Here is an 11105-nt window from a genome sequence, read left to right as displayed (position 1 = left end):
GAGATACGCGGCAGGGAAAGACCTTTGTGTGAGGCCGGAGCTGTGTATCTCCGCGTGGGCACAAGTGCCCACCCTACGCGAAACGAACGCTACTGCGGCCCCGCTACGCTGCGCAACTGGAACCGGTACTGGTCGTTGAACAGGAAGGTCTCGGAAAACGTCAGCGCATCGCTGTTGGCCAGCAGGCTGGCCGGCTTGGGCAGTGGGCCGCTGCGCCGCATCGAATCGACCGCCACGCGCGACGCATCGGGGTCGCGCGAGCGCTGCACCTCCACGTCCTTTACCTGCCCGTCCTTGTCCACCGTAATGTTCAGCACCACGATCGCAGGCAGCATGGGCGGCAGCCGGCCGCTGAAGGTTTGCCCCGGATTGCGCTGCATGACGTGATACGCCACCTGCGTCTTGTACGCGTCGAGGCTGGGGGAGGGCGGCGCAACCGGCGCCTGCGTGGCGTTGGGATGGAAGATGCGCGAAGCCAGCCGCGCGGTGGAAGAACTGACGGACTGGACCGAACTACATCCGCACAAGCTGGCCAGGAGGATGAGGGAAATGGCGCTCGTGCGGATGGTCGTGTTCATGGTCAGCCAAACAATCGTTGTAATTCAGCCCCAGGATCGGGCGCGCGCATGAACGCCTCGCCCACCAGGAAGGCATGCACGTTCGCGTCGCGCATGCGCTTCACGTCATCGGGCACCATGATCCCCGACTCGGTCACCACCAGCTTGTCGGCCGGGATGCGCGGCAGCAGGCCGAGCGTGGTGTTCAGCGAGGTTTCGAAGGTGCGCAGATTGCGGTTGTTGATGCCGACCAGCCTGGTGCGCAACTTCAGCGCCGCCGCCAGCTCATCACCGTCATGCGATTCGACCAGCACATCCATGCCAAGTTCCAGCGCACAGGCTTCCAGTTCCGCCATCAGGCCATGGTCGAGTGCAGCCACGATCAGCAGGATCGCGTCGGCTCCCATCGCGCGCGCCTCGTACACCTGGTACATGTCGACGATGAAGTCCTTGCGGATCACGGGCAGCGCGCATGCGGCGCGCGCCTGCTGCAGGTATTCCGTCGCGCCCTGGAAGAAATGCACGTCGGTCAGCACCGACAGGCAGGACGCGCCGCCCGCCTCGTAGCTGGCGGCGATCTCGGCGGGGCGGAAGTCCTCGCGCAGCACGCCCTTGGACGGCGAAGCCTTCTTCACTTCCGCGATCACGCCGGCGCGGCCGGCAGCGATGTTCTTGCGCAGGCTGTTCTCAAAGCCGCGTACCGGCTCAAGGCTGGCCTCGGCCTCGCGCCGCAGGCTGGCCAGGTCACGGTACTTCTTGGCGGCGGCCACTTCATCGGCCTTGACCGCGAGGATCTTGTTGAGGATGTCGGACATGATGATTTTCAGTGTTGCTTGGCCAGCGCGAGCTTCACGCCGAGCCAGACGAACAGGCCGCCGGTGGCGCGGTTGAGCCACAGCGACAGGGAGGGATTGAGCTTGACCCGTTGGCTGGCCTTGGCCGTGAACAGCGCCAGGCCAGTGGTCCACAAGGTGCCGTTGATGTTGAAAATGCAGCCGAGGATGACGAAAGCCAGCGCCTTGTTGGGCGCATCCGCACTGATGAACTGCGGGACGAATGCGAGGAAGAACACCGCCACTTTCGGATTGAGCACATTGGTCAGGAAGCCCTGCGCGAAGATCTTGCGGTAGGGGAGGGCAGGCAGCGCGACAGGCGCCGCGGCGTCACCGCGCCGCTTGCTCATCAACAGGCCGGCGGCCATGTAGAGGATGTAGGCGGCGCCGGCCAGCTTCACGACCGTGAACGCGGTGGCCGAGGTGGCCAGCACGGCGGATAGCCCCAGCGCGGCCGCGAACACGTGCACGAACACGCCTGCGCCGATGCCCAGCGCCGCCGTCACGCCCGCGCGCCAGCCTTGGGTGGCGCTGCGCGTCATGATGAGCAGGGAATCCGGCCCCGGCATGATATTCAGGAGCAGGCCCGAAACGACAAACAGGGCAAGGTCGTGAATGCCGAACATGCAGGTGCCTTAGCTGGCCGCGCCCAGCTGGCGCGTCACCTGCACGAACTGCTCCAGCTTGGCCAGTGCGGCGCCCGATTCGATGGTGGCGCGGGCCTTGGCCAGGCCTTCCTCGATCGTTGGGGTCACGCCGGCCGCGTACAGCGCGGTGCCGGCGTTCAGCGCCACGATGTCGGTCGCCGGGCCCGGCTCGCCGCGCAGCGCTTCCAGCACCTTGGCCTTGGACTCGGCGGCATTGGCCACCTTCAGGTTGCGGGTGTGGACCATGTGCAGGCCGAAGTCTTCGGGGTGGATCTCGTACTCGCGGATCTCGCCGTTGACCAGTTCACCGACCATGGTGCCGGCGCCGAGCGAGACTTCGTCCATGTTGTCGCGGCCCCAGACCACCACCGCATGCTGCGCACCCAAGCGCTGCAGCACGCGCACCTGGATACCCACCAGGTCGGGGTGGAACACGCCCATCAGGATGTTCGGCGCGCCGGCCGGGTTGGTCAGCGGCCCGAGGATGTTGAAAATCGTGCGCACGCCCAGCTCGCGGCGCACCGGCGCGGCATGCTTCATCGCCGTGTGGTGGTTGGGCGCGAACATGAAGCCGATGCCGCTTTGCGCGATCGACTGCGCGATCTGCTCGGGTTTCAGGTCGATGTGCGCGCCGAGCGACTCGATCAGGTCGGCCGAGCCCGAGGACGAGGACACGCTGCGCCCGCCGTGCTTGGCCACGCGCGCGCCCGCGGCGGCTGCCACGAACATCGATGCGGTCGAGATGTTGAAGGTGTGCGCGCCATCGCCGCCGGTGCCGACGATGTCGAGCAGGTTGCGGGTGTCGGCCATCGGCACCTTGGTCGAGAACTCGCGCATGACCTGCGCCGCCGCCGCGATCTCGCCGATGGTTTCCTTCTTCACGCGCAGGCCTATGGTCAGGGCCGCGATCATGGTCGGCGACATCTCGCCCGACATGATCTGGCGGAACAGGTGCAGCATCTCGTCGTGGAAGATCTCGCGGTGTTCGATACAGCGCAGCAGTGCTTCTTGAGGGGTGATCGGCATGGCAGGTCCAGTTTCGGTTTGGTAGGGTGGGCAGGTCTCCTGCCCACGCGGCGATACGCGGCAGGGAATTGCCTCTGCGGGGTATCGGAGCCGCGTATCACCGCGTGGGCAGCAAGCTGCCCACCCTACGGGTATCAGCGTTCGAGGAAATTCTTGAGCATCTTGTGGCCGTGCTCCGACAGGATCGACTCGGGGTGGAACTGCACGCCCTCGATGTCGTACTCCTTGTGGCGCACGCCCATGATCTCGCCGTCGTCGGTCCACGCGGTCACTTCCAGGCACGAGGGCAGCGAGGCGCGCTCGATGGCCAGGGAGTGGTAGCGGATCACGGTGAACGGACTCGGGATGTCCTTGAACACACCCACCCCGGTATGCGCAATCAGCGAGGTCTTGCCGTGCATGACCTGCTTGGCGCGCACGATCTTGCCGCCGAAGGCTTCACCGATGGCCTGGTGGCCCAGGCACACGCCCAAGATCGGCAGCTTGCCCTTGAAGTGCTTGAGCACGTCCACCGAGATCCCGGCATCCTTGGGCGACTTCGGGCCCGGCGAAATGCAGATGCGGTCCGGATTCATTTCCTCGATCTGCGCGATCGTGATTTCGTCGTTGCGGTAGGTCCGCACGTCCTCGCCCAGCTCGCCGAAGTACTGCACGATGTTGTAGGTGAACGAGTCGTAGTTGTCGATCATTAGCAGCATCTCAGATCTCCCCATCCAGGCCGTCTTGCACTTGCTCGGCTGCGCGCAGCACGGCGCGCGCCTTGTTCTCGGTTTCCTGCCATTCCATTTCGGGGACCGAGTCGGCCACGATGCCGGCGGCGGCCTGCACGTACAGGTTACCGTCCTTGATCACGCCGGTGCGGATCGCGATCGCCACGTCCATCTCGCCGCCGAACGACAGGTAGCCGCAGGCGCCGCCGTAGATGCCACGCTTGACCGGCTCGAGCTCGTCGATGATCTCCATCGCGCGCACCTTCGGCGCGCCGGTCAGGGTGCCGGCCGGGAAGGTCGCGCGCAGCACGTCCAGGTTGGACATGCCGTCTTTGAGCACGCCTTCGACGTTGGACACGATGTGCTGCACGTGCGAGTACTTTTCGATGACCATGCGGTCGGTGACCTTGACCGTGCCGGTCTTGGCAATGCGGCCGATGTCGTTGCGCGCCAGGTCGATCAGCATCACGTGCTCGGCGATCTCCTTCGGGTCGGCCAGCAGCTCGTCGGCCAGCGCGGCGTCGCGTTCCGGGGTGGAGCCGCGCGGGCGGGTGCCGGCGATCGGGCGCAGCGTGACCTTTTTGCCGCCGTCGGGCAAGGCTTCGTTGCGCACCAAAATCTCGGGCGAGGCGCCGACGATCTGCATGTCGCCGAAGTTGTAGTAGTACATGTACGGCGACGGGTTCAGCGAACGCAGCGAGCGGTACAGCGACAGCGGCGAGTCGACGTAGGGCTTGCGGATGCGCTGGCCGATCTGCACCTGCATCAGGTCACCCGCCATCACGTATTCCTTGGCCACCGCGACCGCCTTCAGGTACTCCTCCCGGCTGAAGTCGCGCACGGCCTCGGTGCGCACCGAGGCGGTGGTGACCGGCGCATCCACGCTCCGGCGCAGCATCATGCGCAGGTCTTTCAGGCGCTGGCGGCCTTTCGCATACGCTTCCGGCTGCGACGGATCGGCGTACACGATCAGGTACAGCTTGCCGGACAGGTTGTCGATCACCGCCAGCTCTTCGGTGAGCATCAGCTGGATCTCCGGCAGGCCCAGGTCGTCCTGCGGCGCGCCGCCGGCCAGCTTCTTCTCGATGTGGCGCACCGTGTCGTAACCGAAGTAGCCCGCCAGCCCGCCGCAAAAGCGCGGCATGCCCGGCCGCACCGCAACCTTGAAGCGCGCCTGGTACTGTTCGATGAATTCCAGCGGATTGCCTTCGAAGCGCTCGATCACTTCGCCGTTCTTCACCACCTCGGTCAGGTTGCCCGAGTTGCGCAGCAGGGTCCTGGCGGGCAGGCCGATGAACGAGTAGCGGCCGAAGCGCTCGCCGCCGACCACGGACTCGAGCAGGAAGGTGTTCTTGCCGGCGTCCTGGCTCTGGGCCAGCTTGAGGTACAGCGTGAGCGGGGTTTCGAGATCGGCGAATGCTTCCGCGATCAAAGGGATGCGGTTGTAGCCCTGGTTGGCCAGCGATTTGAATTCGAGTTCGGTCATGCTTTTCTCCGGGCCGCCACGAGGAGGGGGAGTGGCGGTGGTTTTTCAAAAAACCTGCCGGCGAACGAACACAGCCGGCAGCAATCATGTTGGGTCAGTTAGCCCAGGATTGCCAGCGTCGCCACAGCCAGGCCTCATGGGCGCCGGTCAGGTTGACGGTGTGTTTTTTCGTGAAAAACATGGAGTTGTGAGGTTAGTTTGTAGTGCCGTTGTGCGCTTCGATCAGTTTCGCCGCGTCAAACAGCGTGTCTACTATACCATCGGAATCAATTTCGTGTACAGGCCGTCCATGGTTGTACCCGTAAGGCACTGTCAATACGAAACAACCGGCCGCGCGCGCGGCCTGCGCGTCGTTGGAGGAGTCGCCGATCGCCACCACCTGCTGCGGCGCCAGGTCGAAGTCGCGGCAAACCTGCAACAGGGGCAACGGATCGGGCTTTTTCTTCGGCAGCGAGTCGCCGCCATAGACCAGCTCGAAGTACGGCGCCAGTCCTTTTTGCGCCAGCAGCGGGGTGGCGAAGGCGATCGGCTTGTTGGTCACGCACGCCAGGCGCAGGCCCTGCGCACGCAGCGCCTGCAGCCCTTCCACCACGCCGCCGTACAGCGCGCTGCGCTCGCCATTGATGGCCAGGTAGTGGCGCTGGTAGGACGCCATCGCCTGGTCGTACAGCGCGGCCACGCGCTCGGGCGGCAGGTCGAGCGAGAGCACGTCGCGAATCAGCTTTTCCGAGCCTTTGCCGACCATCGGTTCGATGGTCGCCTGGCTGATCGGCGCCAGGCCCAGCTCGGCGCGCATGCCGTTCAGGGCCAGCTCGAAGTCCGGCATGGTGTCGAGCATCGTGCCGTCCAGGTCGATGATGGCGGCGCGGATCGCCGCTGCGCCCGGGCGCATCAGGCGCGCACGGTCGCGAGCTGCGCGCGCATGGCGTCGATCACGGCCTTGTAGTCGGGTTTGCCGAAGATGGCCGAGCCGGCGACAAACGTGTCCGCGCCCGCGGCAGCGGCGGCGGCGATGTTGTCGGCCTTGATGCCGCCATCGACCTCGAGCATGATGTCGCGGCCCGATTCGTCGATCAGGCGGCGCGCGATGGCGATTTTCTTGAGCGCTTCAGGAATGAAGGACTGGCCGCCGAAGCCCGGGTTCACCGACATAATCAGGATCATGTCGAGCTTGTCCATCACGTGCTCGAGGCAGTGCATCGGCGTGGCCGGGTTGAACACCAGGCCGGCCTTGCAGCCGTTGTCGCGGATGAGCTGCAGGGTGCGGTCGATGTGCTCCGACGCCTCGGGGTGGAAGGTGATGATGTTCGCGCCGGCCTTGGCGAAATCGGGGATGATGCGGTCCACCGGCTTGACCATCAGGTGCACGTCGATCGGCACCTGCACGTGCGGGCGGATCGCCTGGCACACCAGCGGGCCGATGGTCAGGTTGGGAACATAATGGTTGTCCATCACGTCGAAGTGGATGATGTCGGCGCCGGCGGCGACGACATTGCGGACTTCTTCGCCGAGGCGAGCAAAATCGGCCGACAGGATGCTGGGGGCGATGCGGTAGGTGGTCATGGATTGCGGGTGCGGTTGGTCTGAACCCGTTATTTTACGCCGTTGGCGCCGCCTGCTGGCGGAACGCGCGCTGGCGCGTCATTCTGTATGATGGCGGCTTGGCGCCGGGCGTCGATCGCCCACCCTGCATAAAAGAGCAAACGGATAACACAAGGAAAACCGATGCCCGTCTACGATTTCACTGTCACGGTCAGGACCCAGTACCTGCCGGAGCAGTCCGACCCGAATCGGACCAACTTTGTGTTCACCTATTCCATCACGATCAAGAACACCGGCACTGTCGCCGCGCAGCTCATTTCGCGCTACTGGACCATCACCGACGCCAACAACCATGTGCAGCAGGTGGCGGGCCTGGGCGTGGTCGGGCACCAGCCGCTGCTGCAGCCGGGCGAACAGTTCGAATACACCAGCGGCACCCAGATCTCGACGCCGACCGGCTCCATGGTCGGGCGCTACTTCTTCGTGGCCGAGGACGGGCACCGCTTCGAAGCGCCGATCCCCGAGTTCGTGCTGTCGCTGCCCAAGACCTTGCACTGATCAGCTACCGGGCGTATCGTTTTCGCGGTGTTCGGCGCGGTCTTTGCGCCCACCGGGCTCGCGGCCCGAGAACATCGTCCACCAGACGATGAACACCAGCAGGAACAGGGCGCCAAAAGCCTCCAACATCAGTATCCACATATTCTTCTCTCACGTCTTATGCTGACGACTCGCCGCAGTTTACCCGCTTTGCTTGCCGCCGTCGCCTGGCTGCTGGCCGCATGTACCACGCCCGTGCAGCAACCGCAGCCCAAGCCGCCGGTCACGATGCCGCCGCCGGTCGGGCCGGTCGCCGTGCCCGAGGTGGCGCCGGCCAAGCCGCAACCGGCGCCCCTGATGACGCCCACCACGTTCGAGCTGCTGCCCGGCTGGCGCGACGACGACCTGCGCCAGGCGTGGCCGTCGTTCATGGCCTCGTGCAGGGCGTTGGGGAACCGCGCCGACTGGCGCCCTGCCTGCACCGCCGCGCGCGTGGTCGATGGCGGTGACGCGGGCGCGATCCGCAGCTATTTCGAGCGCTGGTTCGTGCCCAACCAGATCCGCGCCGCAGACGGTTCGGACACGGGCCTGATCACGGGCTACTACGAGCCGATGCTCCACGGCGTGCGCAAGCGGCATGGCAGCTACCAGACGCCGCTCTACCAGGTGCCGGATGACCTGCTGTCCATCGACCTGGCGAGCGTTTACCCGGACCTGAAGGGCAGGGTGCTGCGCGGGCGGCTGTCCGGCCGCAAGGTGGTCCCGTACAGCACGCGCGCCGAAATCGAACGCGCCAACCTGCCCGGCAAGGAGCTGGTGTGGGTGAACGACCCGGTGGAAGCGTTCTTCCTCGAGGTGCAGGGCTCGGGCCGGGTCAGGCTCGACGACACCGGCGAAACCGTGCGCATCGCCTACGCCGACCAGAACGGCCACCCGTACAAGGCCATCGGCCGCTGGCTGGTGGAGAAGGGCGAGCTGACGGTCGAGCAGGCCACCGCGCAGGGGATCAAGGCGTGGATCGCGGCGCACCCGGAGCGCAGGCAGGAGCTGTTCAACGTGAACCCGAGCTACATCTTCTTCAAGGAAGAGAAGCTGCCCGACCCGGGCGTGGGGCCGAAGGGCGCGCTGGGCGTGCCGCTCACGCCCGCCCGCTCGGTGGCGGTCGATCCGAAGTTCCTGCCCCTTGGCGCACCGATCTTCCTGTCCACCACCGAGCCGGGCAGCGAGGTTCCGATGCGCCGCCTGGTGATGGGGCAGGATACCGGCGGCGCCATTCGGGGCGAGGTGCGGGCCGACTTCTTCTTCGGCTTCGGCGACGGCGCGGCCGACAATGCGGGCCTGATGAAGCAGCGCGGCTCGCTCTGGGTGCTGCTGCCCCAGCCGGCCCCGCGCCAGCCTTAGTCCCTTACCTTGCGCAGGTCGCCTGCCGAGGCGGCCAGCACCAGGGCCAGCGCGCCCACGCCAACGCAGGCCAGCCCGGTGCGCACGCCAAAGCGTTCGCCCAGCACGCCCGCGAGCATCGAACCGACGGGCGCCATCGCCACGGTCAAAAAGCGCATCGTCGCGATCATCCGGCCCAGCATCGGGTCCGGCGTGACCTTCTGGCGCAGCGCGCCGTAGGGGATGTAGAACAGGGTGGCGCCAAAGTCCACCCAGAACATCGCCACCGCATACACTGCGGCGGTGGCGGTCTCGCTGCCCCACAGCGCCGCGGGTATCGCCGGCATCAGCACCCAGCCGATCGCCGAGGCGACCTGGCCCAACAGCAGGACCGGCCCCACGCCAAAGCGCAGCGTCAGCGGCTTGACGAGCAGCGAGCCAGCCAGCACGCCAACGCCGCCCAGCATCTGCGCGGTGCCCATCACGCCGGGCGCCAGGCCCAGCACGCGCAGGGCGAACAGCACCTGCAGCGCGTTAAAGCCGAAGAACATCAGGTGCCAGCCGCCAGACACCCACGCAAGCTTGCGCAGCAGGCGGTGGTTCCAGACGAAAGCCAGGCCGTCGATCATCTCGCGCACCGGGTGCGTGTCCTTGCGTTCCGGCTGCGGTTCGCGTGAACGGATCATGCGCAGGTTCACAAGCGACACGGCGAACCCCGCCGCATTGCATAGCACCGCGAGCGGCGCGCCGACCACCTGCACCAGCGTGCCGGCGATGCCCGGGCCGAGCAGGCGGGCTGCCGACTCGGTCGATGCGAAGCGCGCCTGGGCATCGACCAGCTTGTCGCGGCCGACGATAAAGGTCAGGAACACCTGCTCCGCGCCGCCGCCAACCACGTAGCCGGTGCCGATCACGAAGCCGACCGCGTACAGCCAATGAATGGAAAGCGTGCCGAACCACCATGCAAGCGGCACGCTCGCCAGCGCGATGCCAACCAAGGTGTCGCTGCACAGCATGACGGGAAGGCGCCGGTGCCGGTCGAGCAGCACGCCGACCGGCAGGCCGAACAGCAGGAACGGCAGGGTCTCGCACGCCGCGAGCACGCCCATCTGGCTGGACGAGGCATGCAGCAGCAAGGCGGCGCAGACCGGCAGGGCCAGCATGGTGATCTGTGCGCCGAAGTTGGTCAGCGCGTTGCTGAGCCACAGGTGGCGGAAGTCGCGGCTGCGCAGCTTGTCGTTGGCGGCATCGACTTCAGAGGTCACGGTGGTCATGGGCCGGGAGCGCGCGCGTGTTGATAAGAGAGCAATGATAGCAGCGCGCGTTGCCTTTTTTAACAGGGGAGGCGCTACAATCGCTTAGTTCGACAACTTACGAAAGGGTGTCCCATGCAATACGCAGACCTGCTGATCGAAAACCACGGCAAAGTCGTGGTGATTCGCCTCAATCGCCCCAAGGCGATGAACGCGCTGAACGACAACATGATGAACGAGCTGGGCGACGCCCTGTACAAGTTCGACGCGGACCCGTCCGTGAACGTCATCGTCCTGACCGGCAGCGAGAAGGTCTTCGCCGCCGGCGCCGACATCGCGGCAATGGCGAACTACACCTACGCGGACACCTATCCGGGCAACTACATCGGCCGCAACTGGGAGCACATCCTGAACGTGCGCAAGCCGGTGATCGGCGTGGTCGCCGGCTACGCCCTCGGCGGCGGCTGCGAGCTGGCGATGATGTGCGACATGCTGATTGCGGCAGACAGCGCCAAGTTCGGCCAGCCCGAAATCAAGGTGGGCGTCACCCCGGGTGCCGGCGGCACCCAGCGCCTGCCGCGCACGATCGGCAAGTACAAGGCAATGGACATGCTGCTGACCTGCCGCATGATCGATGCCGCCGAGGCCGAGCGCAATGGCCTGGTGTCGCGCGTCTTCCCGGCGGACAAAGTCATGGAAGAGGCACTGGCGATCGCCAACACGATCGCGGGCATGTCGGTCTCGGTGGCAATGGCGATCAAGGATTCCGTCAACCGCGCCTTCGAAACCACGTTGACCGAAGGCGTGCGTTACGAACGCCGCTACTTCCACGCCGGCTTCGGCACCGAGGCGCAGAAAGAGGGCATGTCTGCTTTCCTGGAGAAGCGTCCGCCGAACTTTGAAGGCAAGTGAGGGATGTCGCGGTGCTTGCCAAGATTGCAAGGCTGAAAAAAGCCCTTGCGCAGCACCGCGGCGCTTTGCTATAGTTCGGTCCCTCGCGAGAAACACGCAGCAAATCAACCGGTTGCGAAGGACTTGTGAGGTAGTGTCTGAATGACACGATGTAAAAAAGAAGTTGACGACGAACGCGAAACACTGCATAATCTCACTTCTCTGCTGCTGACGAACAAAACG

General features: G+C 65.5%; 13 protein-coding genes. 3 read left to right on the top strand and 10 right to left on the bottom strand.

The features are described from left to right. Positions 1-89 precede the first annotated feature (89 nt). From NX774_RS23190 to rpe, 8 genes are all read right to left on the bottom strand, one after another. Positions 90-578 carry an energy transducer TonB family protein gene (locus NX774_RS23190; RefSeq protein WP_258824667.1) on the bottom strand — a complete coding sequence of 163 codons (489 nt, stop codon included), beginning with the start codon at positions 576-578 and terminating at the stop codon, positions 90-92. 2 nt (positions 579-580) lie between these two features. Further along, the gene (trpC, locus tag NX774_RS23185) at positions 581-1372 is read right to left on the bottom strand and encodes an indole-3-glycerol phosphate synthase TrpC (protein ID WP_258824666.1); all 792 of its coding nucleotides are present in this window, start codon (positions 1370-1372) and stop codon (positions 581-583) included. 8 nt (positions 1373-1380) lie between these two features. Continuing rightward, positions 1381-2016 (bottom strand): LysE family translocator, encoded by a 636-nt coding sequence (locus tag NX774_RS23180; protein WP_258824665.1) that lies wholly within the window; start codon positions 2014-2016, stop codon positions 1381-1383. Positions 2017-2025: 9 nt separating this feature from the next. Then, positions 2026-3063 carry an anthranilate phosphoribosyltransferase gene (trpD, locus tag NX774_RS23175; RefSeq protein ID WP_258824664.1) on the bottom strand — a complete coding sequence of 346 codons (1038 nt, stop codon included), beginning with the start codon at positions 3061-3063 and terminating at the stop codon, positions 2026-2028. A gap of 134 nt (positions 3064-3197) precedes the next feature. Continuing rightward, a complete protein-coding gene (locus tag NX774_RS23170; RefSeq protein ID WP_258824663.1) occupies positions 3198-3761 on the bottom strand; it encodes an anthranilate synthase component II in 564 nt (187 codons plus the stop codon). A gap of 1 nt (position 3762) precedes the next feature. After that, complete coding sequence (gene trpE / locus NX774_RS23165) at positions 3763-5259, bottom strand: anthranilate synthase component I (protein WP_258824662.1); 1497 nt, start codon at positions 5257-5259, stop codon at positions 3763-3765. Positions 5260-5452: 193 nt separating this feature from the next. Further along, the gene (locus NX774_RS23160; protein WP_258824661.1) at positions 5453-6151 is read right to left on the bottom strand and encodes a phosphoglycolate phosphatase; all 699 of its coding nucleotides are present in this window, start codon (positions 6149-6151) and stop codon (positions 5453-5455) included. Further along, positions 6151-6822 (bottom strand): ribulose-phosphate 3-epimerase, encoded by a 672-nt coding sequence (gene rpe / locus NX774_RS23155; protein ID WP_258824660.1) that lies wholly within the window; start codon positions 6820-6822, stop codon positions 6151-6153. Before rpe ends, NX774_RS23160 begins: the two co-directional genes overlap by 1 nt. Before the next feature lie 162 nt (positions 6823-6984). On the opposite strand from rpe, the gene apaG reads away from it, so the two are divergent. Then, a complete protein-coding gene (apaG, locus tag NX774_RS23150) occupies positions 6985-7359 on the top strand; it encodes a Co2+/Mg2+ efflux facilitator ApaG/CorD (protein WP_258824659.1) in 375 nt (124 codons plus the stop codon). Here apaG and NX774_RS23145 read toward each other — a convergent pair whose 3' ends face one another. Further along, positions 7360-7488, bottom strand: coding sequence for a hypothetical protein (locus NX774_RS23145; protein ID WP_258824668.1), 129 nt, complete (start codon positions 7486-7488; stop codon positions 7360-7362). 30 nt (positions 7489-7518) lie between these two features. On the opposite strand from NX774_RS23145, the gene mltA reads away from it, so the two are divergent. After that, the gene (gene mltA / locus NX774_RS23140) at positions 7519-8739 is read left to right on the top strand and encodes a murein transglycosylase A (RefSeq protein ID WP_258824658.1); all 1221 of its coding nucleotides are present in this window, start codon (positions 7519-7521) and stop codon (positions 8737-8739) included. Here the strand turns inward: mltA and NX774_RS23135 are convergent. Then, a complete protein-coding gene (locus tag NX774_RS23135) occupies positions 8736-9992 on the bottom strand; it encodes an MFS transporter (protein WP_258824657.1) in 1257 nt (418 codons plus the stop codon). The genes mltA and NX774_RS23135 overlap by 4 nt on opposite strands. 114 nt (positions 9993-10106) lie before the next feature. Between NX774_RS23135 and NX774_RS23130 the strand changes: the two genes are divergently transcribed. Beyond that, positions 10107-10883, top strand: coding sequence for an enoyl-CoA hydratase (locus tag NX774_RS23130; RefSeq protein WP_258824656.1), 777 nt, complete (start codon positions 10107-10109; stop codon positions 10881-10883). Positions 10884-11105: the final 222 nt, after the last annotated feature.

Source organism: Massilia agilis (genome assembly GCF_024756255.1).
GTDB classification, from domain to species: Bacteria; Pseudomonadota; Gammaproteobacteria; order Burkholderiales; family Burkholderiaceae_D; genus Telluria; species Telluria agilis.
Note: the sequence above shows the minus strand (reverse complement) of the source record. Positions and strands in the feature narration are given on the sequence as shown.

Coding starts and splice junctions, on each gene's coding strand:
- NX774_RS23190 (WP_258824667.1), bottom strand. CDS start 578: ATGAACACGACCATCCGCACGAGCGCCATTTCCCTCATCCTCCTGGCC.
- trpC (WP_258824666.1), bottom strand. CDS start 1,372: ATGTCCGACATCCTCAACAAGATCCTCGCGGTCAAGGCCGATGAAGTG.
- NX774_RS23180 (WP_258824665.1), bottom strand. CDS start 2,016: ATGTTCGGCATTCACGACCTTGCCCTGTTTGTCGTTTCGGGCCTGCTC.
- trpD (WP_258824664.1), bottom strand. CDS start 3,063: ATGCCGATCACCCCTCAAGAAGCACTGCTGCGCTGTATCGAACACCGC.
- NX774_RS23170 (WP_258824663.1), bottom strand. CDS start 3,761: ATGCTGCTAATGATCGACAACTACGACTCGTTCACCTACAACATCGTG.
- trpE (WP_258824662.1), bottom strand. CDS start 5,259: ATGACCGAACTCGAATTCAAATCGCTGGCCAACCAGGGCTACAACCGC.
- NX774_RS23160 (WP_258824661.1), bottom strand. CDS start 6,151: ATGCGCCCGGGCGCAGCGGCGATCCGCGCCGCCATCATCGACCTGGAC.
- rpe (WP_258824660.1), bottom strand. CDS start 6,822: ATGACCACCTACCGCATCGCCCCCAGCATCCTGTCGGCCGATTTTGCT.
- apaG (WP_258824659.1), top strand. CDS start 6,985: ATGCCCGTCTACGATTTCACTGTCACGGTCAGGACCCAGTACCTGCCG.
- NX774_RS23145 (WP_258824668.1), bottom strand. CDS start 7,488: ATGTTGGAGGCTTTTGGCGCCCTGTTCCTGCTGGTGTTCATCGTCTGG.
- mltA (WP_258824658.1), top strand. CDS start 7,519: ATGCTGACGACTCGCCGCAGTTTACCCGCTTTGCTTGCCGCCGTCGCC.
- NX774_RS23135 (WP_258824657.1), bottom strand. CDS start 9,992: ATGACCACCGTGACCTCTGAAGTCGATGCCGCCAACGACAAGCTGCGC.
- NX774_RS23130 (WP_258824656.1), top strand. CDS start 10,107: ATGCAATACGCAGACCTGCTGATCGAAAACCACGGCAAAGTCGTGGTG.